Consider the following 26763-nt stretch of genomic DNA (forward strand, 5'->3'; position numbering starts at 1 on the left):
TCCGCGAACATCACTCTCGACCCCCCGTCGATGGCGCAAAGCATCGATCAGCGTACGACACGACCAACACCGTTATCGCACCGCTGTGTCCGAACACACAGTTAGACCTCGCAAAACGGACATCCGGTTCGCAGCTGAACCGTTCCACCGACCGCACCACAGCGGCCCTCGGCGACCGTTAGCCTGAGAAAGTGACTCTCTCGCCCCTGGCCGGCCACCTCCGCATCACCGGCACCTTCAACTTCCGCGACCTCGGCGGCCTTGCCACCGCGAACGGCGCCACCGTCCGCCCCGGCGTGCTGCTGCGATCGGCCCAGCTCAGCGGGCTGGACGAGGCCGGACATGCGGTATTGCGTGAACTCGGCGTGAGTGCCGTGCACGATCTGCGCGGCCAGCCGGAGATCGCTGTACAAGGCGCCGACCGGTTGCCCGACGGCATCCGGCTGACCGTCACCCCGTTCGACTCGGATATGGGCGAGGCACCGCCACACGACCCGGCCACCGGCGCCGCCCTGACCCACATGCTCGAGGTCTACCGGCTCTTCCCGGCCCGCGTGGAGGCACACGCCGCCATCGTCGCGATCGCCGAATCAATCGTCCGCGACGACGGCGCGGTCCTCGTGCACTGCGCGGCGGGCAAGGACCGCACCGGCTGGGCCGTCGCGACGCTGCTCCTCGCGGTCGAGGTCAGCGAGGCGGACGTGCTGACCGAATATCTGCTCAGCAACTCCGCGGTGCCGATGCTGCGCGCGATGCTGACCGAGAAGCTGGGACCTGACCATGTCTTCTCCGATGATCTACTCGGCGTCCGCGAGGAGTACCTGCGCAGCGCACTCGACGCCGTCCGCGAACTGCACGGCGACATCGAACGCTATCTGAGCACCATCGGGCTCACCGCCGATCTGCGCACGCGCCTGCGCGAGCGCATGCTCGGCTGATCGCGACCGCTACGCGCTGCGCCGGACCAGGCCATCCGCCCCGATGGTGACCTGGTCGCCGGTGTGGAACCAGGTACCGGTGAAGCGGTCCGCGGTGGTCTGCGGATCGTTCCAGTAGCGGCGGGTGACATTCGGCCCACGGCACAGCAATTCGCCGTGACCGCTGCCCGCGCGCGGACCCCACAGGGCCAATTCGGTACCACCGAAGGGGAACCCGAGCACCTTGCCCCCGGGGTCGGCCAGCGAATCATCGATGGCGAGCGCGATGCCGCTGGTCTCGGTCGCACCCCAGACCGCCCACTGCCTGGCGTCGGGAAAGACCTCGCGTAGGTCGGCCGCACCGGCTCCGGCCGCGATACGTTCGGCATGATGACCGGCCGTGCTGATGCGTGCCACGCCTTCGGTGCGCAACCCGTCCGCCCGTTCGGCGGCCAGTTCCGGCAGCAGCGCACCCAGGATGCGCGGGGACGCCGCGATCATGTCGATCCGTTCGGCGGCAAGGGTTTCAGCGAGCCTGCCGGGATCAGGCGCGAGCACCACCGTGCCGCCGACCGCGAAGGTCGGCAGCAACTGATCGACGCAGCCGCTGGCGTGGGCCAGCGGCAGCAGCACCAGATTGCGCATGCCGTCGGTGGGCAGGTCGAGCGCGGCGACCACCGAACGTATTGCCGACAACAGGTTTTCGTTGGTGAGCTCGACCCCCTTGGGCAGCATCGGGCCGGGAGCGGCGCCGCTGGTGTAACAGAGCAGCGCGAGGTCGTCGAGTGCCGCGCCGTCGTCGATGAATGCCGCGCCATCGGGGAGCTCGACATCGGCGACACCACCTGTACGGGTCGAGCCGCAACCGCGACTGCCCGCGCCGAGCACGAAATCGGCACCACTGTCGGCGATCACCCGCTCGGCGACCGCGGGGGGCAGTCCGTCGTGCACGAGCACCGGCACCGCGCCGCTGAGCAGCGCGCCGAGGAACGCCTGCACCCAGCGCGCGCCGACAGGGAGGTGAACCGCGACCCGGTCGCCGTAGCCGATCCCGTGTTCCTGCAGTCCGCCCGCGATGCGCGAGGCCGAATGCCACAGATCGCGGTAGGTGAGCCGGGGCCCACCGATCTCGACCACTGCCTCGCGCGTGGCGAAGGCGTGCACTTGCAGATCGAGCAGTTCAGTGAGGGCGGGGGTGAGGTTGCCGTAGCGCAGGACGCCGTCGGCGCCGCGCGCCAGCGGGTCACCGACCCGCTCCCCTGCCGGGTACTCGACCAGAAGTCCGGCCAGATCCTCGACGCCGTCGGCCACGCCCGGCCCGATGAGCCTCGTTGTGCCGTCTCTCATCGGACCTCCGCGTGCTTCGAACCTTCAGGCACTGTGACTATATGACGCAGATCACAGATTCGCGGTCGTAGTCGGCGAATGTTTCCGTGTCGTCATGCACCAGGTACCCGAGGCGCGGGCGGGATCAGCGTCCGGTGTAGCTCGCGTTGCCCGGCCCGAGCTCGAGGAAGCTGCGCACGGCACCGCGCAGATCCTCGGTCGCGAACAGCTCGCCCGACACCTGCGGCGTCACCGAATCGGCGTGTGCCACACCGCCGGAACGCCAGGCCTCGACAATCCTCTTGGTCGCGGCGTGTGCACGCGTCGGCCCCTGGGCCAGCCGGTGCACCAGCGCGGTCGCGGCCGCATCGAGATCGTCGTGCACCGCGTTCACCACACCCCAGTCGGCCATGGTCGCCGCGTCGTACAGGTCGCCGGTCATGACCAGCTCACGGGCGCGTCCGGAGCCCGCACGCTCGGCCAGTCGCTGCGGGCCACCCATCGACGGCGTCAGCCCGACCACGATCTCCACCAGCCCGAACTTCGCCTTGGGCGCGGCAAGGATCAGATCGCAGGCCAACGCGATCTCGAACGCCGCGGTCAGGGTCAGTCCGTGAGCGGCGAAGACCACCGGACACGGCAGCGCCTCGAGCGGATGACAGATGCGGGCGAAGAGATCACGCCAGAGTTCGGCGCCCTGCTCGACACTAAGGCCCTCGAAGGTGTGCACGTCGACGCCACCGGAGACGACCTTGCCCTCCGCACGCAACAGCAACGCGCGCGGCGGCCGCGCGGTCAACTCTGCGATATCGGCGACGAGTGCGTCGAACATGGCCTGGTCGAACAGATTCAGCGGCGGGCTCGCGAGTGTCAGCGTGGCAACCTCGGCGCCGTCGCCGATGATCTCGCGTTCCAGTCTTGTGGGTTTCGTGTCACTCATTCGGTCAGCGTAAGGGCATGGGTATGCCTCGAATCTGCGAGACTGTCGGTGTGACCAAGGCGGAATCGGAGGCAGGCACCTACGTCGAGCCGGGCGAGTTCAAGCGCGACACCAACTACATCACCACCCGGATCACCGCGGACGGCACCGACGGCTACCCGGTCGTGCCGGATCGGTACCGGCTCGTCGCCGCTCGCGCCTGCCCGTGGGCCAATCGCACCCTGATCGTGCGACGCCTGCTCGGGCTGGAGCAGGTCATCTCGCTCGGCCTGTGCGGGCCCACCCACGACAAACTGAGCTGGACCTTCGACCTGGACCCGGGCGAGGTCGATCCGGTGCTCGGCATCCACCGCCTGCGCGACGCCTACCTGGCGCGTTTCCCCGAATATCCGCGCGGTATCACCGTGCCCGCCGTGGTCGACGTGCCGACCGGCCAGGTGGTGACCAACGACTACGCCCAGATCACCCTCGATTTCTCCACCGAATGGACCGAATTCCATCGGCCGGGCGCACCCCGGCTGTACCCGCAGCACCTGCGCGCCGAGATCGACGAGGTGAACCGCCGCGTGTTCACCGAGGTCAACAACGGGGTGTACCGCTGCGGTTTCGCCGGAGCCCAGGATGCCTACGACGCCGCCTACGACCGACTGTTCACCGCCCTCGACTGGCTCTCCGATCGCCTGGCCGGGCAGCGCTACCTGGTGGGCGACACCATTACCGAGGCCGATGTCCGGTTGTTCACCACACTGGTCCGGTTCGACCCGGTCTACCACGGCCATTTCAAGTGCAATCGCAGCAAACTCACCGAGATGCCGGTGCTGTGGGCCTACGCCCGCGATCTCTACCAGACGCCGGGGTTCGGCGACACGGTCGATTTCGCGCAGATCAAAACCCACTACTACGTGGTGCACACCGATATCAATCCCACCCGCGTGATACCCACAGGCCCTGACCTGACGAACTGGCTGACCCAGCATGGGCGCGAGGTGCTCGGCGGCAGGCCCTTCGGCGACGGCACCCCGCCACCTCCGCCCCCGCTGAGCGAACGGGTGCCCGCGCTGCGCGGACCGCAGTAGGGGCGTCCGGATCGCCGGGGAGGCACGGAGCCGGTGCCCACGGCTCACCGTGAGGTTGTGCACGTCGCGGGGTCGGAACCGAACACAGGGGGTAATCCGTTGTCAGGACGAGCTGACGGCGCAGGTGCCCTACAGTTGCGCAGCAGAGGCCGACAAGGAGGATGAGGCCGTGTTCACCAAGGCGTTCGAGAAAGCGGTGGTCGAGCTACTCGACACCGGATCCCGCCTGCAGGCGCCCGCGGTGGCCAAGTACGTCGCCCGGGTGCGGCGCGCGCATCCGGAGGAGAACCCCGCGCAGATCATCGAGCGACTGGAGAAGCAGTATCTGCTCGCGGTGACCGGCAGCGGCAGTGCGGTCGGCGCCACGGCCGCGGTACCGGGTGTCGGCACGGTCGCCGCACTGGCCGCTGTCAGCGCGGAAACCACCTTCTTCATGGAGGCCTCCGCGGTGTTCACCCTCGCCGTCGCCGCCGTACACGGGGTGCGGCCACACGACCGGGAGCAGCGGCGCGCGCTGGTGCTCGCCGTCGTACTCGGCGACACCGGCATGGAGATCGTGCAGAAGAGCATCGGGCATTCGGCGAAGAACTGGGGCACCGCGTTCGCGACTCGCATCCCGGGTCTGTCGGGGATGAACGATTCGCTGCTGAAGCGGTTCATCGTCCGATTCATCACCAAACGCGCCGCACTCATGGCAGGCAAGGTGTTGCCCGCCGGTATCGGAGCGGTGATCGGCGGTGCCGGTAACCGGACCCTCGGAAAGGCCACGATCACCAACGCGCGCAGGGCATTCGGGCCCGCGCCTGCTCACTTCCCTGCCGATCGGTCGCTGGTCATCGATGCTGATCCGCTGACCGCGCTGGAAGCAGCACCGAAGCCGTCGACCTTCCCGCAGCCCCCGGCCGCGTCCCGGTGAGCGCCGCACGACCGCAGGCCATCGCCGTCCGCGGATTGAGTAAGCGCTACGACCTGGCCGAGGTCGTGCACGATGTCAGCTTCTCCGTCGCACCCGGCACCATCGCCGCCCTGGTCGGCCCGGAAGACGCAGGCAAGACCACGGTGATCGGCGTCCTGCTCGGACTCCTCGAACCCACCGCGGGGACCGTGGAGGTCGGCGGCTGCGAGGTCGGCACCCGCGACCACGACGCCCCCGCGGTGGGTGGTGTGCTCGATCCCCGTGGACTGCACCCGGGCCGCACTATCGGCGACCATCTCCGGATCTACGCCGCCGCCGCGGGACTTGCGGACCGTCGCGTCCGTGAGGTTCTGGAGCTGACCGGCCTCACCGATTTCGCGCGCACCAAGCCCGACGGGCTCAGCCCCGGCAGGCAGCTCAGGGCCGCGGTGGCTACGGCGCTGCTGCCGAATCCGCGGGTGCTGATCCTCGACGACCCGACTCTCGAGCTCGACAGTGTCGAGCACGCCTGGTTGTCGAATTTCCTGCGCGGCCACACCGGCCGCGGCGGGACGGCGCTGGTCAGCGCCCGCAGCCTGGCCGCGGTGCTGCCGTTCTCCGACAGCCTGATCGTGCTCAGTGAAGGCGCGGTGGCCTATCAGGGCAGCCCGTCTCGATTGCGGCGCAACAACCCCGATCGGCTGGTCGTGGCATCGTCATCGGCGATCGCGCTCGCCACTGCGCTGGCGGTGGCCGGATACACCGACGCCGTCATCCGGCAGGACGACAGGCTCGCGGTCGCGGAGGCAAGCGAAGCCCAGATCGTGGCGGTGGCCGGTGCGGCCGCGGTCCGTATCGACAGCATCATCGCCGACTCCATCCATCCCGACCGAGTCCTGGCCTCGCTCACCGCCGCGAGCCGCAACCGGCCGGTGATCTACGGCACTGCCGCCCCGCCGCACCCCGCTCGACCACCGCAACCGACACCGATGCCGTACGGGATTCCACGATGATCGACGTCTTGTCCGCGGACCTCGTCCCGGCGATCAACTCCGAGCTGCGCAAGACCGCCAGCCTGCGCTGGCCCCGGCTGCTCGCCGCGCTGGTGGTCGCCATCGCCGTGGTCACCAGCTCGGTCACTGCCATCCTGGCCGGCCGGGCCGACCCGGACGGTGAACCGGCCACCGGCGCCGCCACGATCGGGCTGTATCTGGCATTGATCGCGGTCGCCCTGGCGGCCGCCGGATACGGCGCGGCGAGCACCGGCGGCGAATTCCGCCACGACACCATGGCGGTCACCGCCATGTTCACGCCGGACCGCGATCGGTTGGTGGGCGCGAAGCTCCTTGTCACCGCCGCTTTCGCGCTGGTCGCGGCGATCGCCGTCGAGATCGTCGCCCTTGCCTGCCTGTTCGCGTTCGGCCGCGGGAAGTTCGAGCTCACCGTGCAGCTGTTCGCGGCGCTCGGCGGTGGACTCGTGGCTGCGGTGTGCTGGTCGTTGATCGGTGCCGGGGCCGGGCTGTTGTTGCGTTCACCTGGAACCGGTGTGGCCGCCGTGCTCGGCTGGGTCACGGTGATCGAGCCGTTGATCTGGCTGGTGGCCACCGGGATCGGCATGGCCGGTGCGGCGACGCTCCTCCCCGGGTCCTCGACAATCAGCACGGTTTTCGTCGGCTCGTTCGCCAACGCCGATCTACTGGCCCCGACACCGGCCGCCGTTGTGGTGTTGCTTCTGTGGACCATCGGGATCGGTGGCGCCGGCTGGTGGTCGGTGCGCTCGCGCGATCTGTAGTACGCCCGCTGATCCGCCTCTCCGCGATTTTTGGCCAGACTCGGGTGCGACACCGGTTGCGTTGGCGACTGACGGGTTGATTTGGGATTGGGTTTTGGTCGTACCCGGTGAGTTACCCGGGCCGTGCGAAATCAGGTGTCTCATTGGCATCGTCCCTCTGCCTACGAGGTCCTCGGCGGGGAACAACCGCTTGTCGGTGGGCGTAGATATGGTCGATGGCAGATAGTGCAGATGATGAGGGGTGGTTGACGGGGGGCTGGTTGTGAATGGATCGGCGCGGGTGAGCACGAAAGTAGCCGGGGGGTTCGAGGTCAGGGTGCAGGCGCCGGGCTGGATTCGGCGGCTCTGGCTGGAGAGCGCGCGGCATCGTCGGACCGTTGCCGGGATCGCGGCGGCGGTACTCGCCGGAGCGGCGGCCGAGATCGTGGCACCGCTGCTGACCAAACGCGCCGTCGACGCGGCGGGGATCGGCGATACCGGGGTGATCGGCACCGTCGCCGCGCTGCTTGTGCTGCTCGCCGCCGGGCGGTTCGTTGCCTCGTTCGGGCGGCGGCTGCTGGCCGGGCGGCTTTCGCTGGATGTTCAGCATTCGCTGCGGGTGGATCTGCTCGGCTCGTTACAACGGCTCGACGGCGCGGGACAGGACGCCATCCGCACCGGCCAGGTGGTCTCGCGTTCCATCACCGACCTGCAACTGGTGCAGGGGTTGCTGGCCATGGCTCCGCTGTCGGGGATGTCGCTGCTGCAATTCGTGCTGGCCGCGGCGGTGATGATGTGGCTGTCGCCGCTACTGGCAACCGTCGCGCTGCTGGTGGTACCCACCATCGCGGTGGTGGTGTACCGAGTCAGGCCCCGGCTGTACGCGGCCACCTGGTCGGCGCAGCAGCGCGCCGCCGATCTCGCCCAGCACGTCGAGGAAACAGTGACCGGTGTCCGAGTGGTCAAGGGATTCGGCCAGGAAGCGCGGATGGTCGACCGGCTCGAACGTCACGGCCGCACCCTGTTCGCCGAACGCATGCGTGCCGCGGTGATCAACTCCCGCTTCGCACCGACCCTGGCGGCCATCCCGCAGGTGGGGCTGGTGGCCGTGGTCGCGTTGGGCGGCCTGCTCGCCATGCACGGCAGCATCGGCCTCGGCACCTTCCTCGCATTCACCGCCTACGTCACGACCATGACGACCACGGCCCGCACCATGGCCTCGGTGGTGATCATGGCCCAGCTCACCAGGGCTGCCGCCGAACGGGTGTACCAGGTCATCGACGCCGCGCCGACGGTCGCCGATCCGGAACATCCCGCGGAACTACCGGATGGGCCCCTCGGTGTCGATATCGACGCGCTCACTTTCGGGTTCGACCCGGACCGACCGGTGCTGCGCGATCTCGATCTGCGGGTCCGCCCGGGCGAAACCGTGGCGATCATCGGGCCGGCCGGTTCGGGCAAAACCACCCTTTCCCTGCTGCTCCCCCACTTCTACGCACCCGATTCGGGCGAGATCCGGCTGTTCGGGACCGCACCGGAGGACGGCGCGGACATCGCCCATCTCAGGGCCACCGATCTACGTGCCGCCATCGGCGTGGTCTTCGACGATCCGTTCCTGTTCTCCGACACCATCGCCGCCAATATCGCGCTCGGCAGCCCGGAAGCCACCGACGCCGAGATTCGGCATGCCGCGAAGATGGCCGCGGCCGACGAATTCATCAGCGCCCTGCCCGACGGGTACGACACGGTCGTCGGTGAACGCGGACTCACCCTGTCCGGTGGTCAACGTCAACGCGTCGCGTTGGCGCGAGCACTGCTGTCCCGGCCGCGCATCCTGGTCCTCGATGACGCCACCTCGGCCGTCGACGCTGTCACCGAAGCCGCCATTTTCGAGGCGTTGCCCGATCCCGGCGAACGGACCACGATCATCCTGGCCCACCGCGAATCCACCCTCGCCCACGCCGACCGGGTAGTGCGACTCCCTGCGCCGGCCCACCCGCAGCCCGTCCTTGCTCCGCCAGTGCCCGAGCTACCGCGACGCACCCCACGGGGCGCGGGCCGAGCCGCGGCCGCCGACCTGAGCGAAACCCCCGAACTGCGGCGCACCATCGAGCGGCTACCACCGGCCACCGAAGAACCCGGTCTCGACGATGCGCGGCTACGCGAGCCGGATCCCGGTTTCCGTTTGCTCCGGCTCCTGTGGCCGGTGCGCGCCCTGGTGCTGACGGTCATGGTGTTGCTGACGCTGGAGGCCCTGATCGGCATCGGATTCCCGCCGCTCGTGCGGTACGCGATCGATGCCGGGGTCGGTGCTGCGGAGTCGAGCGCGCTGCTGCGGGCCGCGGTCCTCGGCGCGGTACTGGTGCTCGCGGGGTGGATCGTCGCCGCCGCAACCACCACGCTCACCGCCCGTACGGGTGAGCGGGTGCTCTATGGGCTGCGGGTCCGCAGCTACGCGCATCTCCAGCGGCTCGGCCTCGACTACTACGAGCGGGAACTGTCCGGCCGAATCATGACCCGGATGACCACCGACGTGGATGCGCTGTCCACCTTCTTGCAGACAGGCGTCTCGACGGCGCTGGTCAGCGCGTTGTCGCTGGTGGCGATAGCGGTGGCGCTGCTGGTCATCGACACCACGCTGGCGCTGGTCGTGCTGCTCGGGGTGCTTCCGCCACTGGTGATCGCGACGGTGATCTTCCGGCGGGTCTCCTCGGCGGCCTACACGATCTCGCGCGAACACGTCTCCACCGTCAACGCCGACTTCCAAGAGAACATCAGCGGCCTGCGCGCGGTGCAGGCCTATCGGCACGAGCCGCTCGCAGCCCGGCGCTTCGCCGAATACTCCGAGCGCTACCGGCACAGCCGGATGCGGGCCCAGCGCGCGATCGCGCTGTACTTCGCGTTCATCTCGGCCTGGTCGGACCTGGCGCTGGCCATGGTCGTGTTCGTCGGCGCCCGCGAGATCGCGGGCGGCACCACCAGCGCGGGAACCCTCGTCGCGTTCGTGCTCTACCTGGAACTGCTGTTCGGCCCGGTACAGCATTTGTCCCAGGTCTTCGACGGCTACCAGCAAGCCAAGGTCGGGCTGCGCCGGATCGGCGCACTGCTGCGCACCGAGTCCTCGATCGGCGCCGACCCGGCAGACGCCGTCGCCATCACCGACCGGCTCGACGGTGCCGTCACCCTCGATCGGGTTCGTTTCACCTATCCGGGCACCGAGCAGCCCGCACTCGACGGTGTCGCGCTGGATATCCCGGCAGGTACCACCCTGGCGCTGGTCGGTGCGACGGGCGCGGGAAAATCGACCATCGTCAAGCTGCTCGCGCGGCTCTACGACCTTCCGTCCGACGGCGCGGGCGCGGTCCGCGTGGACGCGGTGGACATCCGCGACTACCGCCTCCGCGACTACCGCGCCCGGCTCGGCATCGTCCCGCAAGAACCTCACCTGTTCACCGGCGACGTCGCCAGCAACATTGCATTCGGGAAACCGTCGGCAACCTCACAGCAGATCGCGGCGGCCGCCGATGCGGTCGGCGCGGGGCCGATGATCGCCGCGTTACCCCTCGGCATGGGGCAACCGGTGGGTGAACGCGGCCGCGGGTTGTCGGCGGGACAGCGTCAGCTGATCGCCCTCGCAAGGGCCGAACTTGTCGATCCGGATCTGCTGCTGCTGGACGAGGCGACGGCGACCCTCGACCCGGACACCGAGGCATCGGTGCTGGTAGCGACGAAGTCGTTGGCGCGCGATCGGACAACGGTCGTGGTCGCGCACCGGCTGGCGACGGCCGCGCGCGCCGACCGGATCGCCGTTGTCGACCACGGAACGATCGTGGAAATCGGCACCCATGACGAGCTGCTGGCGGCGCGCGGGGCATATGCCCGGCTCTGGGCAGCGGCCGGAGAGCGGGAGGGAATATTCTCAGCGGGGGACGGGTCGTCACCTTTGAGGAGCGGCCTGTCCGCCGGTCGGTAGCACCGCCGATTCGGGGCTGGGCCTATCCTCGACAGAGGGCGCATCGGCGCGTATCCGCCGATCCCCGTGCCGGGCACGTCACAAACGTCGCAGCGCGAAGAACGAAAAGAGGCGAACACCTGCTGTGAGCAGCTCAACTTCCCAGTTCGGACAGAACCAGTGGTTAGTCGACGAGATGTATCAGAAGTTCAAGAAGGATCCATCATCGGTCGATGAAAGTTGGCACGAGTTCCTCGCCGATTACACCCCCGACGCGTCCGGTGAGTCCGTTGCCGGTCAGCCGACGCCCGCGCAGGCTCCCGCCCCGGCACCGGCGCAGGCTGCGACGACCGCACCGGTGAACTCCGCACCCACCCCGGCCCCAGCGGCCGCACCCGCGCCGAAGCCCGCGCCGGCTCCGGCTCCGGCCCCGAAGCCCGCCGCCACGGCTCCGGCCGCCGCCGCGCCCGCGCAGGCTCGAGCCCCTAAGACCACCCCGGCGCCCGCCTCCAACGCCGCGCCGACATCCGGTGGGCCGAAGCCTGCCGCCGCGGCCGACCAGGCGAAGGTGCTGCGCGGTGCGGCCGCCGCGGTGGCCAAGAACATGTCCGCCTCGCTCACCATCCCCACCGCGACCAGCGTTCGTGCCATCCCTGCCAAGCTGATGATCGACAACCGCCTGGTCATCAACAACCATCTGGCCCGCACCCGCGGTGGCAAGATTTCCTTCACCCACCTGCTCGGCTACGCGATCGTGCAGGCGGTCAAGGCCTTCCCGAACATGAACCGGCATTTCGCCGAGATCGACGGGAAGCCCAACTCGATCACCCCGGCGCACACCAACCTCGGCCTCGCCATCGACCTTCCGGGCAAGGACGGCAACCGTTCACTGGTCGTTGCCGCCATCAAGGGCACCGAGGAGATGACCTTCGGGCAGTTCCACACCGCCTACGAGGACATCGTGCGCCGCGCCCGCGAGGGCAAGCTGACCGCCGAGGACTTCAGCGGCGTCACCATCTCGCTCACCAACCCCGGCACCATTGGCACCGTGCACTCGGTGCCGCGACTGATGTCGGGCCAGGGCGCGATCATCGGCGCGGGCGCGATGGAGTACCCGGCCGAGTTCCAGGGCATGAGCGATGAGCGCATCGCCGATATCGGCGTAGGCAAGCTGATGACGCTGACCTCGACCTACGACCACCGCATCATCCAGGGTGCGGAGTCCGGCGACTTCCTGCGCACCATCCACACCCTGCTGATCTCCGACGAGTTCTACGACGAGATCTTCCACGGCCTCGGCGTGCCGTACGAGCCGGTGCGTTGGCGCAAGGACGTCAAGGAGCGCGGCGTCGACAAGAGCACCCGCGTGCTCGAGATGATCGCGGCCTACCGCAACCGCGGCCACCTGATGGCCGACACCGATCCGCTGCGCCTCGTCAAGGACAAGTTCCGCAGCCACCCCGACCTCGACGTCACCCAGCACGGGCTCACCCTGTGGGACCTCGACCGCGAGTTCAACGTGGGCGGCTTCCACGGCGAGGAGCGGATGAAGCTGCGCGATGTGCTGTCCGTGCTGCGCGACTCCTACTGCCGACACGTCGGTGTCGAGTACACCCACATTCTGGAGACCGACCAGCTCGAGTGGATCCAGGAGCGGGTCGAGCAGAAGCATGTCAAGCCGACCGTCGCCCAGCAGAAGTACATCCTGAACCGGCTGAACGCGGCCGAGGCGTTCGAGACCTTCCTGCAGACCAAGTACGTCGGGCAGAAGCGCTTCTCGCTGGAAGGTGCCGAGGCCGTCATCCCGATGATGGACGCGACCATCGACCAGTGCGCCGAGCATTCGCTCGACGAGGTCGTCATCGGTATGCCGCACCGTGGCCGCCTGAATGTACTGGCCAACATTGTCGGCAAGCCCTACTCGAAGATCTTCACCGAGTTCGAGGGCAACATGAACCCGGCAGCCACGCACGGCTCCGGCGACGTGAAGTACCACCTCGGTGCCCGCGGCACCTACCTGCAGATGTTCGGCGACAACGAGATCGAGGTCTCGCTCACCGCGAACCCCTCGCATCTCGAGGCGGTCGACCCGGTGCTGGAGGGTCTGGTTCGCGCCAAGCAGGATCTGCTGGACAAGGGCGACGGCCCCGAGGGCTTCTCGGTCATGCCGCTGATGCTGCACGGTGACGCCGCGTTCGCGGGCCAGGGTGTGGTCGCCGAGACCCTGAACCTGTCGGGTCTGCGCGGCTACCGCGTCGGCGGCACCATCCACATCGTGGTGAACAACCAGATCGGCTTCACCACCGCACCGGAGAACAGCCGCTCCACCGAATACTCCACCGACATCGCGAAGTTCATCGGTGCGCCGATCTTCCACGTCAACGGTGACGATCCGGAGGCATGCGATTGGGTCGCGCGCCTCGCGGTCGATTTCCGGCAGAAGTTCCGCAAGGACGTGGTCATCGACCTGATCTGCTACCGCCGCCGTGGCCACAACGAGGGCGACGACCCATCGATGACCCAGCCGTACATGTACGACGTCATCGACACCAAGCGCTCGGTGCGCAAGAGCTACACCGAGAGCCTGATCGGCCGTGGCGATATCTCCATGAAAGAGGCCGAGGACGCGCTGCGCGATTACCAGGGCCAGCTGGAGCGCGTGTTCAACGAGGTCCGCGAACTGGAGAAATACTCGCCGGAGCCGAGTGAATCGGTCGAGGACGACCAGAAGGTGCCCGCGACGGTGCAGACCGCCGTGGACAAGTCGGTCCTGCAGCGCATCGGCGACGCGTTCCTCAACGTGCCCGAGGGCTTCAATGTGCATCCGCGCGTCAAGCCGGTGCTGGAGAAGCGGCGCGAGATGGCCTACGAAGGCAAGGTCGACTGGGCCTTCGCCGAGCTGCTCGCCTTCGGCACGCTGATCGATGAGGGCCGCGCGGTGCGGTTGACCGGCCAGGACTCCCGTCGTGGCACGTTCACCCAGCGCCACTCGGTGATCATCGACCGCAAGACGGCCGAGGAGTACACCCCGCTGCACAACATCGGCTCGGCCAACCCGGGCTGGTTCGCGGTGCACGATTCGGCGCTGAGCGAATTCGCCGCCGTCGGCTTCGAATACGGCTACTCGCTGGGCAACCCGGATGCGCTGGTGTTGTGGGAGGCGCAGTTCGGTGACTTCGTCAACGGCGCGCAGTCCATCATCGACGAGTTCATCTCCTCCGGTGAGGCCAAGTGGGGTCAGCTCTCGGAGGTCGTGCTGCTGCTACCGCACGGTCACGAGGGTCAGGGACCGGACCACACCTCCGGCCGTATCGAGCGCTTCCTTCAGCTGTGCGCGGAGGGTTCGATGACGGTGGCGGTGCCGTCCACCCCGGCGAACTACTTCCACCTGCTGCGCCGGCATCAGCTCGACGGCATCCGTCGTCCGCTGATCGTCTTCACCCCGAAGTCGATGCTGCGCAACAAGGCCGTGGTCAGCGATCTGAAGGACTTCACCGAGAGCAAGTTCCACTCGGTGTTCGACGAGCCAACCTACGAGCAGGGCATCGGCGATCGCGGCAAGGTCAAGCGGATCCTGCTGACCAGCGGCAAGCTCTACTACGAGCTGGCCGCCGCCAAGGCCAAGCAGAAGCGCGAGGACGTCGCGATCGTCCGGATCGAGCAGCTGTACCCGATGCCCAAGTTCCGGCTGAACGAGGCGCTGGCCGGCTACCCGAACGCCACCGATATCGCGTGGGTGCAGGAGGAGCCGGCCAACCAGGGTGCCTGGCCGTTCTTCGGCCTGAACCTGCCCGAGCTGCTGCCGGAGCGTTTCGGCAAGCTGCGCCGGATCTCGCGGCGTGCCATGTCGGCGCCGTCCTCGGGTTCGAGCAAGGTGCACGCGGTCGAGCAGGCCGAGATCATCGACGAGGCCTTCGAACCGACCGCCTGATCACCGGTTCGTCATCGACGCCGGGCCCGGATCCGCTCTCTCACAGAGCGATTCGGGCCCGGCGTCGGGCGTTTCTGGGGGCGTGCAACCGGCGACCATCGGACCAGACGCGCTCCTCGGCCGTCATGTGCCGACATGACGAATCCGGGCCATCGCTCGGCGGTGACCCGGAACAGCCTCACACCGTGGGCAGATAGCAGGTGGGTGGCGAGGTCTCGTGCGAGCCGGTAACGCCACCCTGAAGCGCGCACAGCAGCGCCTTCAGCAGAGTTCCACCCGAACCGGAGCTCGACCCCGTCGACTCCGACACCGGAGCGGCCGAACCGGGCCGATGCGGCGGCTCAGCCGACGATTGCCCAACGGCACCCATCAGCACAACCACGGAAACTGCGGCCACTACAGCGGATTTGGCGATGATTCGCATTTTTCAACAGATCCTTTCACCGGAAGCCTCCACTGCCGACGCGGCGCTCGCCAGTGCTCCTGTATGGAGTACGAGACCGGACCCAAGCTAACCGTGACCGGCCGGCAGCGAACGCCCAAGCTTGTGCTGCCATGGTTTCCTCCGGCAGCGACGTCTCGGGACGAGTCCGGCTCAGGCTCGCAGGGCCACGGCGTGGGCGGGGTTGACGGCCATGGATAGCGCCGGCAGTGATTCGACACGATCTGACCGGCACGGCTTGGCGAGTCGGTGGCAGCGCTTCCACCCGCCCGTCCACCAGATCGCCGCTCTAGCCGGAGTGCTCCGGTGAGTGGGCGGCGTCGCCATGACCGCCGACTATCCCGTTCGTATTGTGCGCCGGGACGCGGGAAATGAACTCGGTGATTACCGCCGCGGAGGTGTCCGGTTGCTCGAAGTGCGGTAGATGCCCGACACCGTCCAGGAAGCGGATATCGGCGTGGGAGAAGACGGCGGCGAGGCGATCGCCGTTCGGGGGCGGGGTGATTCGGTCTTCGGTACCCCAGAGGATTTGCAGTGGAATGCCCAGGGAATCCAGGTCTCGGTACAGGTTGTCGGCGTTGTGGATCGGGATGTTGCGCAGCGCCGACAACAGCGCCCGTTTGAATCCTCGGTACCGGAGCTCGGGACGGAACCGGGACGCCACTCGGGCGACGACGTGACTGTGCGTCGAGTACCCAGGAATACGCGCGGCCAAGGCGCGGTCTCCGACGATCCGGAAGAACGGTGGGCCGATCACAGGTAGCAGAGCTATCCGCAGGCCGAGATTGATCGGCACGCCGAACCCGTCGGGGGCGATCATGCACACGCGCGAGACCCGATGCGGGTTACGCACGGCGAATTCCGCGGCGATGGGAGCGCCGAACGCCAGTGCGACGATCGTGATCGGACGGTCGACCTCCAACCGGTCGATCAGGTCCAGTATCTGGGCTTCGAATAGTTCGTAGTGGTATTCGGTATGTGGCCGATCGCTGAACCCCATGCCGTACCGGTCGTACCGGATTGTCCGAGCGCCGGCGGCCGCGATCCGCTCGAACATGCCGTCCCAGATCCATTGCGACAACGTCGCTCCCGACAAGAAGAGGACGGGTTCTCCTGTGCTCGGACCGGCGATCTCGTAGTGGGTGATTCCGTGGCTCAACCGCATGAACGACCCGGGGGCGTCCTGCCGTGCCTGCGGCCCCATCGGGACCGGCTCGTCGGCCAGATACTTCAGCACCAGAGGAGCAATTCCCACGCTCAGCAGAGCTGCTCGTCTACCACGTGACATCGAGGTGTTTCCTTTGCTCATGGCCGAGGTCGGCACAGACCAACGGCGAAGACCCCGGCCACCCATTCCTTGCACACCCGTTCTATGAACGATGTCGCTAAACTAGCACACGCGTTCAAGGAATGGGAAGGTCCGATATGGCACGTCCGGTGGATCATGAACGACGGACCCGGCTGCTCGAGGCGGCGGGCGACTATGTCATCGAGTACGGCCTGTCCGATCTGTCGCTCCGACCGTTGGCCCGGAAACTCGGAGTGACCACCACAACTCTGGTGCATCACTTCGGGAGCCGAGACCAGCTACTCGCGTCGATCATCGGCCAGGTCCGCGACAGGATGCTGCAAGCCGTCGACATCCAGGACGCGACCGAAACGAACCCCTACACGCTCATCACCCGCGCGTGGAAGTGGCTGACCGACCCGCGGCACGCACCCCTATACCGGCTGTTGTTCGAAATCTACGGAAACGCTCTTCAGCAACCACAGACCTATGAACCATTCCTGGCGCACATCGTCGCCGACTGGCTCCGCATCTTGACCACCGCATTCGAAGACGGCGGCGACGACCATGCGACGGCGACGACAAAAGCCACCCTGGCGATCGCCACCTCCCGAGGTTTGCTGCTCGATCTGCTGACCACCGGCGACGCCGACCGCATCACCACAGCATTCGACACTTTCGAAAGAACTCTCGGCAGCATCGATGGCACCGTGGCCGACCGATAGACCACGGCGAGTATTCGGCTCGGCTCGGAATCCACCTGCCTTACAGGCAATCCCAACTCATGCGCATCTGCGCAGACGAGATCAAGCCCGCAGAGCGGCCGCGAGGGCGGGGTTCACGGCCATGGAGAGTGCGAGCAGGGACTCGACCAGCAGGTCGATCAGCTCGTCGCGGGTGATCGTCTCGTTGCGCAACCACGATAGGGTCGATTCCTCGGTGAAGGCGATCCAGCCGCGGACGGCCAGCACCAGGCGGGGGTGGTCGCGTTCCTCGGGCGGCATGGGGACCTGGGTGAGGATGATGTCGACGATCGCGTTGCGGGTTTGTTCGACCAGGGCCACGAGGTCGGGGCTGGAACTCGCGGGGCCGCGCAACAGGGCCAGGTACGAGGTGCGGTTCTCGCTGACATATTCGACGTAGCGGCTCACCGAATCGCGCAGCATCTCGAAGAGGCCGAGTTCCGGGTCCGGCGCGACTCGCATCAGCAGTTCGGCATTGGCGTGGCGAACGACTTCGAGCTGGAAGTCCTGTTTGGTGGGGAAATAATGGAAAAGCAGCCCACGCGAGATACCGGCCTGAACAGCGATTTCGCTGACCGAGATATCCTCGATGGCTCGTTCGCCCAGCATCTTGACGCCGAGGTTGATCAGCTGTGTGCGCCGCTCGTCCGGACTCAACCGGACACGCTTGACGGTTTCTCCCGGGCTCGTGCTCACATGACCATCCTACTGAACGTGAGTCAATACTGTTGACTGTGACTCAATAAGGCTCTAGTCTGAGTATATGAGTCGCAAGGTTACAGACAAAGCTGTCGCTAACCAGCCCACCCGCCATCTGCGGACGATCATCATCGGTAGCGGATTCGCCGGCCTCGGCCTGGCCATCCGGCTGAGCCAGCAGGGCCGCGAGGATTTCCTCGTCCTGGAACGCGGCAGCGATGTCGGCGGCACCTGGCGCGACAACACGTACCCGGGCGCCGCATGCGATGTGCCCTCGCACCTGTACTCGTACTCCTTCGCGCTCAACCCGAACTGGTCGCGCTCGTTTTCGCGCCAGGGCGAGATCCAGACCTACATCCAGGACGTCGCCAAGAAATACAACGTCCTCGACAAGCACATCTTCGACTGCGATGTCACCGGCGCCCGCTGGAACAACGACACCGCCCAGTGGGAGATCACCTCCTCCAAGGGCAACTTCACCGCCGACACCGTCGTCTCCGCGGTGGGCGCCCTGTGTGAGCCGAATCTGCCCGATATCAAGGGCATCAACAGCTTCGAAGGCGAGATCTTCCACTCCGCCCGCTGGAACCACGACGCCGATCTGGCAGGCAAGCGCGTGGCTGTCATCGGTACCGGCGCCTCCGCGATCCAGATCGTGCCCGCCATCGCGTCGCGGGTCGGCCACCTCGACGTCTACCAGCGCACCGCGCCCTGGCTGCTGCCCCGGATGGACCGCCCGTACCTGAAGGCCGAACAGTTCGCGTTCAAGCACATCCCCGGTGTGCAGCGCCTGTCCCGCGCCGCGATCTACGCCGCGCGTGAGACCCAGGTCGTCGGCCTTGCCAAGTTCCCCGCGCTGATGCAGGGCTTCGAGCTGCTGGCCAAGGCCAAACTGCGCTACGAGATCCGCGATCCCGAGCTGCGCGCCAAGGTCACCCCGAACTTCCGCATCGGCTGCAAGCGCATGCTGATCTCCAACGACTACTACCCGGCACTGGACCGCGACAACGTCGACGTGGTCACCGACGGAATCGCCGAGGTGCGCGCGAACTCCATCGTCACCAAGGACGGCACCGAGCGCGAGATCGACGCGCTGATCGTCGCCACCGGCTTCCATGTCACCGATTCGCCGACCTACGAAACCATCACCGGCAAGGACGGCAGGACCCTCACCGAGGTCTTCGACGACATCGGCCAGCAGGGCTACAAGGGTTCCTCGATCGCGAACTTCCCGAACATGTTCTTCCTGCTCGGCCCGAACGTCGGGCTCGGCCACACCTCGATGGTGTACATGATCGAATCGCAGATCAACTACATCGCCGACGCACTGGCCACCTTCGACAAGCAGGATCTGCGCACCGTCGAGGTGCGCCGCGAGGTGCAGGACAGCTACAACACCGAGCTGCAGAAGAAGCTGGCCAAGAGCGTCTGGCTCAATGGCGGCTGCGCCAGCTGGTACCTGGACAAGCACGGCAACAACACCACGCTGTGGCCCGATTTCACGTTCGAATTCCGTAGGCTGACCAAGCAATTCGACGTCGCGGCCTACGAAACGACAACTGATGACAACTCTTCTCGCCCCGATCTGAAAGTGGTGGCTGCCAAATGACATCTGCATCGCATAGCGATTCCGTGAGGGGTGGCGGCCGGGCGACGGGAGGGCGCAAGGACGCTTACTTCCGCAACAAGGTATGTGTGGTCACCGGCGCCGGATCCGGTATCGGACGTGCGCTGGCCATTGATCTGGCTCGTCGCGGCGCCAAACTCGCGCTGTCGGATATCGACACCGACGGGCTCGCAGAGACCACCCGTCTGGTCGAGCAGCTGGGTGCCCAGGTGAAGTCGGATCGGCTGAATGTCGCCGAGCGCGAAGCGGTGCTGCTCTACGCCGACGCGGTCAAGGAACACTTCGGCGTCGTGCACCAGGTGTACAACAACGCCGGTATCGCCCACCACGGCGACGTCGTCAAGACCGAGTTCAAAGATTTCGATCGCGTCATGGACGTCGACTTCTGGGGCGTCGTCAACGGCACGAAGGCGTTCCTGCCGTACCTGATCGAGTCCGGCGAGGGTCACGTGGTGAACGTGTCCAGCCTCTTCGGCCTCATTTCGGTCCCCGGCCAGAGCGCCTACAACGCGGCCAAGTTCGCGGTGCGCGGCTTCACCGAGGCGCTGCGCCAGGAGATGATCGTGGCCAAGACGCCGGTCGAGGTCACCTGCGTGCACCCGGGCGGCATCAAGACCGCGGTGGCGCGCAACGCCACCTACGCCGATGGCATCGACGGCAAGAACGCCAGCTCGATGTTCGACAAATACCTGGCCATCCACTCCCCCGAAATGGCCGCCAAGACCATCACCGAGGGTGTGCGCCGCAAGCACGGCCGGGTGCTGATCGGCTGGGAGGCCAAGTTCCTCGACCTGTACGTGCGGGTCCTGGCCTCGGGCTATCAGCGCATCTCGGCCACCGTCGAGCGTCGCTTCCTGCCCTGAGCGGGGACCGCTGATGCGTGATATCGCTATTCCCCTTCCGTTGGCGCGCACGATCCTGAGCCCGATCTTCCGGCTCACGCTCAACGATCGGCTGCCGTGGCGGCTGCAACGACTGCTGATGGACGCCGGCTCGCGATTGCAGCCCGCACCTGCGGGTACCGACCTGCGCCGGGTCCAGCTCGCCGGGCGTCCTGCGGAACGGTTCGCCGCGGGGACACCCGGCGAGGGCGCCGTGCTTTATCTGCACGGCGGCGGCTACGCGGTCGGTTCGCCGACCACCCACCGGTCCCTGACCGCGCGACTGGCGCACGAAACCGGTTGCGCGGTCTACTCGCTGGACTATCGGCTGGCGCCGGAATATCCGTTCCCGGCCGGTCTCGACGACGCCGAGGCGGCGTTCCTCGAGCTCGTCGACGAGCACGGTTACGCACCCGAGCAGATCGCGATCTCCGGCGATTCGGCCGGCGGGGGCCTTGCTCTGGCCACCGCGCAACGACTGATCGGACGGCACGGTCACACCCCCGCCGCCCTCGGCCTGATCGCACCGTGGACCGATCCGAACCAGATCCCGGACCGGTACCGCGATCTGGTGATCAGCAAGCCGTGGTCGCGAGCGTGTGCCGCCGCCTACCTCGGCGCCGGTGACAGCAACGATCCCGGGTACGCGCCGCTACTCGGTGAGCTTCGCGGGCTGCCGCCGACCTACGTTCAGGTCGATGTCAGCGAGCTGCTGCATCCACAGTGCGTGGATCTGACGGCCGCCCTCCGGGACGCCGGTGTCGCGGTCACCTTCACCGAGACACGCGGGCTCTGGCACGTCGCGCAACTACAGGCGGCACTCGTCGGCCCCGCCGCCGCCGTGCTGACCGGAATGGCCGAGTTTTTGTCGGAAGCCATACGCCCGGCGCATATCCGCGACTTAGGATGATCCCGCTCAGGTCCGTATCCGCTCGTCATCGAGCGGATACGGACCTATTTGCGGTGGTCGACGTCACGGCCGCGGCGCAAGTGCCGTAAATTACTGATCAGTACACCCCACGTGGAAGGGCCATGATGCGAGAGTTCGAAGCCCCGGCTTCCTACACCATCCCGGAAGACGCCAACAATTCCGACAACGTATTCCGCCATGCCGAACAGTCGCCGAACGCGGTGCTGTTCCAGGTGCCGAACGGCAGCGGCGGTTTGCGGGATGTGAACGCGACGGAATTCGCGAAGACCGTGACCGGTGTGGCCAAGGGCATCATCGCCTCGGGTATCGAACTCGGCGACCGCGTCGCCATCATGTCGGCCACCCGCTACGAGTGGGCCGTGCTCGACTTCGCCATTTGGGCCGCGGGCGCGTGCACCGTCGCGATCTACGACAGCTCGGCCGCTGAGCAGGCCAAGTGGATCCTGCAGGATTCGGCCACCAAGCTGCTCGTCGTCGAGAACGACAAGCACCGCACCACCATCGACGAGATCGAATCCGGCTCGCTGACCGAGCTGAAGGAGATCGCCCAGATCGACAAGGGCGCGATCGAGGATCTGATCAGCCGCGGCGCCGACCTGGACGACCAGGTCGTGCACGACCGCCGCGCGCAGGTCGGCGCCTCCTCGCCGGCCACCCTGATCTACACCTCCGGCACCACCGGCCGCCCCAAGGGCGTCATGCTCACCCACGCGAACCTCTACGCGGAGTCGAAGTCCGACCGCATCGCGCTGGGCAAGTTCATCGACGAGGGCAAGAAGACCCTGCTGTTCCTGCCGCTGGCGCACGTGTTCGCCCGCGCGGTCGCACTGGCCGCCTTCGATGCGAAGGTGATCGTCGCGCACACCTCCGACTGGACCACCCTGGTCGACCAGTTCGGCAGCTTCAAGCCGCATTTCATCCTCTCGGTGCCGCGCGTATTCGAGAAGGTCTTCAACAGCGCCAAGCAGAAGGCGCACGACGGCGGCAAGGGCAAGATCTTCGATCTCGCCGCCGAGACCGCCATCGCCTACAGCGAGGGGCTGGACAAGGGCGGGGTCGACCTGGCCACCAAGGTCAAGCACTTCGTCTTCGACAAGCTGGTCTACAGCAAGCTGCGTGTCGCCCTCGGCGGCCAGTGCGAGGCCGCGGTATCCGGCGGTGGCCCGCTGGGTGCGCGCCTCGGCCACTTCTTCCGCGGCGTCGGCGTCACCATCTACGAGGGCTACGGCCTGACCGAGACCACCGCCGCCATCACGGTGAACACCCCCGAGCACATCCGCGTCGGCTCCGTCGGCCGCCCGATCGAGGGCCATGCCGCCAAGATCGCCGAGGACGGCGAGCTGCTGCTCCAGGGTTCGGTCGTCTTCGACGGCTACTGGGGCAATGCCGAGGCCACCGAGGACGCCTTCGAGGACGGCTGGTTCAAGACCGGTGATCTCGGCGCCATCGACGCCGACGGCTTCGTCACCATCACCGGCCGCAAGAAGGAAATCATCGTCACCGCGGGCGGTAAGAACGTCTCCCCCGCGCTGCTCGAGGACTCACTGCGAGCGCATCCGCTGATCAGCCAGGTCATGGTGGTCGGCGATGGCCAGCCGTTCGTCGGCGCGCTGATCACCCTCGACCCCGAGGCGCTGCCGGGCTGGAAGGAGCGCAATGGCGTCTCCGCCGACACGTCGATGGAGACGCTGATCGAGAACCCGGCCCTGGTCGCCGAGATCGACGCCGCGGTCGCCGAGACCAACAAGAAGGTCTCCAAGGCCGAGCAGATCAAGAAGACCCGCATCCTGACCGTCGACTGGACCCAGGAGACCGGCGAGCTCACCCCGAAGATGTCGCTCAAGCGCGCCGTCGTGATGAAGCAGTACGCCTCCGAGGTCGAAAAGATCTACAGCTGATCTTCCCCTGACGTGCGAAGGCGCCGACAGCTTTACGCTGTCGGCGCCTTCGTCGTTTCGCGGATCGAATCCGGCTCACGGGGTGAGGGATTCGGCCTTCGCCCGTTCGGTGGGCGGCTTCGGCGGTGCGGCGGCGGCCGGACGCAGGAACAGTGCCGAGGCCACCAGGCCGATCAGCAGAATCGCGGCAGGAAGATAGGTCGAGTCCGCCAGCGCCGAACTGAACGCGTCCTTGACCGGCTCCGGGATCGGGCCGGTCGTACCTTCACCGGCGGGGGCGTCACCCAGATCGTTGGCCGCCATCCGCGCGGCGATCAGGGCGCTGATCGCGGCACTACCGAGCACTGCACCCACCTGACGCATGGTGTTGTAGACACCGGCGCCCGCACCCGCCTGCCGGATGGGCAGATTATGTGTCGCGGTGGTGGCCAGCGGCGCCCAGATGAATGCGTTGGCGAAACCGGCCAGCCCGGCCGCGACCAGGAACCAGATGATGTCCGAACCCGGGGTCATCAACTGCGCGAACCAGGCCACCGATACGGCGAACAACCCGAAACCGACCGTCGGCACCACCCGTGGATGCAGCCGTCCCGCGAACTTGCCGACGAACGGCGCGCACACACCGGTGATGATCGCCATCGGCGCCAACACCAGAGCCGATGTCGTCGGCGACATCTCGCGCACCGCCTGCAAGTAGAAATAGATCGGGACCATCAACGCCGTCGTCGCGGCGCCCATTGCCGCGATCGCGAGATTCGACAACCCGAAGTTGCGGTCGCGGAACAGGCTCAGCGGCACCAGCGGCTCGCCGGTATTGCGCGCCTGGTTCACGATGAACAGCCCGAGCACCACCACACCCGCACCGATCAGCAACCAGATGCGAGCCGACCAGTCGTAGGTGTTGCCCTCCTGGATACCGAACACCAGCAGCGACATACCGATCGCGCTCAGCACCACACCGGGGATGTCGAACTTGTGCGCATGGGTCTCGAGGTCCGGCACCAGTCGCCAGGCCAGCACGAACGCGACGATGCCGACCGGTACGTTGACGAAGAAGATCCATTCCCAGCCGAGGTTGTCGACCAGCACACCGCCGAGGATCGGGCCGACAAGCGTCGCCAGACCTGCCACCCCACCCCACAGACCCATGGCCGCACCGCGCTTGTCCGGCGGGAAGGTGCGGGTGATGACGGCCATGGTCTGCGGCGTCATCAGCGCCGCACCGAGACCCTGCACCGCACGCGCGGCGATCAGCATGCCGATGGTGCCCGACAGACCACACCACAGCGACGCGAGCGTGAAGACGGCCAGACCGATCAGATAGATCTTCTTCGGCCCGAAACGATCACCGAGGCGCCCGGTGACCAGGAGCGGCACCGCATAGGTCAGCAGGTAGGCGCTGGTCACCCAGATGACCTGGGAGATATCGGCGTGCAGACTCTCCAGGATGGCCGGATTGGCGACCGCGACGATCGTGACATCTAGCAGGATCATGAAGAACCCGACGACCAGCGCGGAGAGCGCCAGCCATGGATTACGTGGAGTGGACATCGGTTTCGTTCCTAACTCGGGTGGATGACGAGCGACGTCGTTGTCGGGTCTGTCGTGTCCGGCGGATGTTCAGGAGGCTGCGGCTTCCCCGGGAGCGTCGTCCGGCTCCGGCCCCTGTGGACGCCATAGCGAGTCATCGCAGGGCTCCATGCGTTCACCGGTCACGGGATCGAAGTCTTCCCAGATCAACGCGCCGCTATCGAGTTCGCCGATCATGTGCTCGACCCACTCGATCTCGGTACGCACGGTGGCGCGCAGATAGGGCAGCACGATCCAATAGCGGCGGGGCACCTGCTTGCGTTCGGCCGCCGCGATCATGGTGTCGATCTCGGCGAACTGCCCAGCGAGATGCTCGATCCGTTCCCGTAACAGCGACAGCACTTCGAGTTTGGGCAGGTTGTGCGCCTCACCGAGGGCCACCGGGAAGATCGGGTATTCCGGCAGCGGCTTGCGCAACAGCTCCGCGATCCGGTTCCGCAATGTGCTTCGCCCGTCGGCGGTGATCCGGTAGGTGGTGCGTTCCGGCCGGTTCCCGGCGCGGTCGATCCCTTCGGCGGTCACCAGTTCCGCATCGGCCAGCCGGGCGATCACGTGATACAGCGAGCCGGGCCGCACCTTGACCAGTTTGTCCTCATGCCGCAGGACGAGTAGCTGATACATCTCGTAGGGATGCATGGGTCGCTCTTCGAGCAGGGCGAGCACAGCGATCGCCAATGGCGTCACCGTCGCACCCGTGCGCTGCCCCATGTTGTCCCCTTCCCGGGCCGACGCCCACCACTCGCGGAGTTTCGGCGAGCGATCACGCACCCTATCCGCGTGCGCCGACATATCCCACGTCAAATATTCCAACTGGAATATACGGCGCGGAAGTGGCGGGCGGCAAGGAGTGAAGGGGCGTGATAGGAGTCATACGATGCGCAGGCGGCGCGCTAGAGCCCGTGCTCGTCGAGCCAGGTGCGCGCCAGGTCGGCGGGGTCAGCATCCGCGTCACGAACCTCGCGGACCATGGCGACCAGCCGGTCGGTGGTCAGCTCACCGGCGACGTAGTTCAACTTTTCCCACTGCCGTTCGTCCAGCGCGCCCTTGCGGACCAGCGACACCGGGTTCTCGGCACGCAGCGCGTTGTCCTCATCGGACAGCACGCGCAGACCGTCGGTCGCGGCGGGCGCCAGTTCGGCAGGGCCTGCCAGCAGACCGACCTGGATCCGGCCGTCCAGCAAAGCTTTTCGCAGCTCGTCAGGGTTCGGGAAAGTGATCGTCTCGGCCAGATCACAGCCCTCGACCCGCAGTGCGGATGGCGGGGCGGTGAGCAAACCGGGCACCGGCGCGACACCCGCGCGCGAGGTCGCGCAGTGTGGGATCAGGTCGGCGACCGAATCGAACGGCGCGGCCCCGCCCACCACCAGACGCGGCCGCAGATCGGCGCCGTCGGCCGCATCGGTGACGACAAGGCCCTGCGGCAGCGAACGATTCAGCTCCGTGGTGACCTCTTTACCGGTCCACGCGACGGCGTCACCGGCCAGATCCGCCAGCAGCGCACCATTGTGCTCGCCGACCAGCGTCACCGTGCCCGCATCGAGCGCGGCCAGCCGATCCGCACGCGCGCCGAGATCACGTTCGACGGCGACACCGGCGCCGGTGCGGGCCAGTGCCTGCGCGTAGATCTCGGCCAGCAGCACCGATTCCGCGGTGTCACCGGAACCGACCACCAGCGGCTCGGTCGCGGGATCATCACCACAGGACACGGCCACCGTCGCCACCGCGACGACCAGCAGCCGGGCCAGCACCCGCAGCGGCGCGGCAAGCACCATCGGCGCGACACCAACTTTCCGAAGCCGAGGACTAGCCCACGCAGACACGACCGAGCGGGCACATATGGTCAGTGGAGAATGTAC

At 67.1% G+C, this 26763-nt stretch carries 20 protein-coding genes; 12 read left to right on the plus strand and 8 right to left on the minus strand.

Annotated features, from left to right (window positions below; genetic code table 11):
• The first annotated feature begins 191 nt into the window (after positions 1-191).
• Positions 192-938 (plus strand): tyrosine-protein phosphatase, encoded by a 747-nt coding sequence (locus GV792_RS11785; RefSeq protein ID WP_163824108.1) that lies wholly within the window; start codon positions 192-194, stop codon positions 936-938.
• A gap of 9 nt (positions 939-947) precedes the next feature.
• Here the strand turns inward: GV792_RS11785 and GV792_RS11790 are convergent, their stop codons facing one another.
• The gene (locus tag GV792_RS11790; RefSeq protein WP_256667973.1) at positions 948-2264 is read right to left on the minus strand and encodes a class I adenylate-forming enzyme family protein; all 1317 of its coding nucleotides are present in this window, start codon (positions 2262-2264) and stop codon (positions 948-950) included.
• Between the two features lie 124 nt (positions 2265-2388).
• On the minus strand, positions 2389-3183 hold the full coding sequence (locus GV792_RS11795; RefSeq protein ID WP_163824109.1) for an enoyl-CoA hydratase/isomerase family protein: 795 nt from the start codon (positions 3181-3183) through the stop codon (positions 2389-2391).
• Positions 3184-3206: 23 nt separating this feature from the next.
• On the opposite strand from GV792_RS11795, the gene GV792_RS11800 reads away from it, so the two are divergent.
• From GV792_RS11800 to GV792_RS11825, 6 genes are all read left to right on the plus strand, one after another.
• Positions 3207-4259, plus strand: coding sequence for a glutathione S-transferase family protein (locus tag GV792_RS11800; protein ID WP_163824209.1), 1053 nt, complete (start codon positions 3207-3209; stop codon positions 4257-4259).
• A gap of 169 nt (positions 4260-4428) precedes the next feature.
• A complete protein-coding gene (locus tag GV792_RS11805) occupies positions 4429-5175 on the plus strand; it encodes a hypothetical protein (protein ID WP_163824110.1) in 747 nt (248 codons plus the stop codon).
• Positions 5172-6167 carry an ATP-binding cassette domain-containing protein gene (locus GV792_RS11810; protein ID WP_163824111.1) on the plus strand — a complete coding sequence of 332 codons (996 nt, stop codon included), beginning with the start codon at positions 5172-5174 and terminating at the stop codon, positions 6165-6167. Before GV792_RS11805 ends, GV792_RS11810 begins: the two co-directional genes overlap by 4 nt.
• Positions 6164-6946, plus strand: a complete 783-nt coding sequence (locus GV792_RS11815; protein ID WP_163824112.1) for an ABC transporter permease — start codon at positions 6164-6166, stop codon at positions 6944-6946. The genes GV792_RS11810 and GV792_RS11815 overlap by 4 nt, the downstream gene beginning before the upstream one ends.
• A gap of 280 nt (positions 6947-7226) precedes the next feature.
• Positions 7227-10898 (plus strand): ABC transporter ATP-binding protein, encoded by a 3672-nt coding sequence (locus GV792_RS11820; RefSeq protein ID WP_178124424.1) that lies wholly within the window; start codon positions 7227-7229, stop codon positions 10896-10898.
• Between the two features lie 175 nt (positions 10899-11073).
• On the plus strand, positions 11074-14808 hold the full coding sequence (locus GV792_RS11825) for a multifunctional oxoglutarate decarboxylase/oxoglutarate dehydrogenase thiamine pyrophosphate-binding subunit/dihydrolipoyllysine-residue succinyltransferase subunit (RefSeq protein ID WP_375154298.1): 3735 nt from the start codon (positions 11074-11076) through the stop codon (positions 14806-14808).
• 178 nt (positions 14809-14986) lie between these two features.
• On the opposite strand, the gene GV792_RS11830 is transcribed toward GV792_RS11825, so the two are convergent.
• Both GV792_RS11830 and GV792_RS11835 read right to left on the minus strand, forming a co-directional pair.
• Positions 14987-15232, minus strand: coding sequence for a hypothetical protein (locus GV792_RS11830; protein WP_163824114.1), 246 nt, complete (start codon positions 15230-15232; stop codon positions 14987-14989).
• 307 nt (positions 15233-15539) lie between these two features.
• Positions 15540-16505, minus strand: a complete 966-nt coding sequence (locus tag GV792_RS11835) for an alpha/beta fold hydrolase (RefSeq protein WP_163824115.1) — start codon at positions 16503-16505, stop codon at positions 15540-15542.
• A 170-nt stretch (positions 16506-16675) separates the two neighbouring features.
• Between GV792_RS11835 and GV792_RS11840 the strand changes: the two genes are divergently transcribed.
• Complete coding sequence (locus GV792_RS11840; RefSeq protein WP_163824116.1) at positions 16676-17263, plus strand: TetR/AcrR family transcriptional regulator; 588 nt, start codon at positions 16676-16678, stop codon at positions 17261-17263.
• An 81-nt stretch (positions 17264-17344) separates the two neighbouring features.
• On the opposite strand, the gene GV792_RS11845 is transcribed toward GV792_RS11840, so the two are convergent.
• Positions 17345-17977, minus strand: a complete 633-nt coding sequence (locus GV792_RS11845) for a TetR/AcrR family transcriptional regulator (protein WP_163824117.1) — start codon at positions 17975-17977, stop codon at positions 17345-17347.
• A gap of 67 nt (positions 17978-18044) precedes the next feature.
• Here GV792_RS11845 and GV792_RS11850 point away from each other — a divergent pair, with 67 nt between their 5' ends.
• The 4 genes from GV792_RS11850 (at position 18045) to GV792_RS11865 (ending at position 23317) form a co-directional block, all read left to right on the plus strand.
• Complete coding sequence (locus GV792_RS11850) at positions 18045-19589, plus strand: flavin-containing monooxygenase (RefSeq protein ID WP_163824118.1); 1545 nt, start codon at positions 18045-18047, stop codon at positions 19587-19589.
• Complete coding sequence (locus tag GV792_RS11855; RefSeq protein WP_175584261.1) at positions 19586-20470, plus strand: SDR family NAD(P)-dependent oxidoreductase; 885 nt, start codon at positions 19586-19588, stop codon at positions 20468-20470. Before GV792_RS11850 ends, GV792_RS11855 begins: the two co-directional genes overlap by 4 nt.
• 13 nt (positions 20471-20483) lie before the next feature.
• Entirely contained in the window at positions 20484-21398 is a 915-nt protein-coding gene (locus tag GV792_RS11860) for an alpha/beta hydrolase (RefSeq protein ID WP_163824119.1), read from the plus strand.
• A 125-nt stretch (positions 21399-21523) separates the two neighbouring features.
• Positions 21524-23317 carry an AMP-dependent synthetase/ligase gene (locus GV792_RS11865; protein ID WP_163824212.1) on the plus strand — a complete coding sequence of 598 codons (1794 nt, stop codon included), beginning with the start codon at positions 21524-21526 and terminating at the stop codon, positions 23315-23317.
• A gap of 75 nt (positions 23318-23392) precedes the next feature.
• On the opposite strand, the gene GV792_RS11870 is transcribed toward GV792_RS11865, so the two are convergent.
• The 3 genes from GV792_RS11870 to GV792_RS11880 form a co-directional block, all read right to left on the minus strand.
• A complete protein-coding gene (locus GV792_RS11870) occupies positions 23393-24868 on the minus strand; it encodes a DHA2 family efflux MFS transporter permease subunit (protein WP_163824120.1) in 1476 nt (491 codons plus the stop codon).
• A gap of 69 nt (positions 24869-24937) precedes the next feature.
• A complete protein-coding gene (locus GV792_RS11875; protein WP_163824121.1) occupies positions 24938-25615 on the minus strand; it encodes a PadR family transcriptional regulator in 678 nt (225 codons plus the stop codon).
• Between the two features lie 182 nt (positions 25616-25797).
• Positions 25798-26679 (minus strand): glycine betaine ABC transporter substrate-binding protein, encoded by an 882-nt coding sequence (locus GV792_RS11880; RefSeq protein ID WP_163824122.1) that lies wholly within the window; start codon positions 26677-26679, stop codon positions 25798-25800.
• Positions 26680-26763: the final 84 nt, after the last annotated feature.

This window comes from Nocardia cyriacigeorgica (assembly GCF_010868145.1).
Lineage (GTDB): Bacteria > Actinomycetota > Actinomycetes > Mycobacteriales > Mycobacteriaceae > Nocardia > Nocardia cyriacigeorgica_D.

Excerpts from the sequence above, each read along its gene's own strand:
- GV792_RS11790 (WP_256667973.1), bottom strand. The coding sequence starts at position 2,264 with ATGAGAGACGGCACAACGAGGCTCATCGGGCCGGGCGTGGCCGACGGC.
- GV792_RS11795 (WP_163824109.1), bottom strand. The coding sequence starts at position 3,183 with ATGAGTGACACGAAACCCACAAGACTGGAACGCGAGATCATCGGCGAC.
- GV792_RS11800 (WP_163824209.1), top strand. The coding sequence starts at position 3,207 with ATGCCTCGAATCTGCGAGACTGTCGGTGTGACCAAGGCGGAATCGGAG.
- GV792_RS11815 (WP_163824112.1), top strand. The coding sequence starts at position 6,164 with ATGATCGACGTCTTGTCCGCGGACCTCGTCCCGGCGATCAACTCCGAG.
- GV792_RS11825 (WP_375154298.1), top strand. The coding sequence starts at position 11,074 with ATGTATCAGAAGTTCAAGAAGGATCCATCATCGGTCGATGAAAGTTGG.
- GV792_RS11830 (WP_163824114.1), bottom strand. The coding sequence starts at position 15,232 with ATGCGAATCATCGCCAAATCCGCTGTAGTGGCCGCAGTTTCCGTGGTT.
- GV792_RS11840 (WP_163824116.1), top strand. The coding sequence starts at position 16,676 with ATGGCACGTCCGGTGGATCATGAACGACGGACCCGGCTGCTCGAGGCG.
- GV792_RS11850 (WP_163824118.1), top strand. The coding sequence starts at position 18,045 with ATGAGTCGCAAGGTTACAGACAAAGCTGTCGCTAACCAGCCCACCCGC.
- GV792_RS11855 (WP_175584261.1), top strand. The coding sequence starts at position 19,586 with ATGACATCTGCATCGCATAGCGATTCCGTGAGGGGTGGCGGCCGGGCG.
- GV792_RS11860 (WP_163824119.1), top strand. The coding sequence starts at position 20,484 with ATGCGTGATATCGCTATTCCCCTTCCGTTGGCGCGCACGATCCTGAGC.
- GV792_RS11865 (WP_163824212.1), top strand. The coding sequence starts at position 21,524 with ATGCGAGAGTTCGAAGCCCCGGCTTCCTACACCATCCCGGAAGACGCC.
- GV792_RS11870 (WP_163824120.1), bottom strand. The coding sequence starts at position 24,868 with ATGTCCACTCCACGTAATCCATGGCTGGCGCTCTCCGCGCTGGTCGTC.
- GV792_RS11875 (WP_163824121.1), bottom strand. The coding sequence starts at position 25,615 with ATGGGGCAGCGCACGGGTGCGACGGTGACGCCATTGGCGATCGCTGTG.
- GV792_RS11880 (WP_163824122.1), bottom strand. The coding sequence starts at position 26,679 with ATGGTGCTTGCCGCGCCGCTGCGGGTGCTGGCCCGGCTGCTGGTCGTC.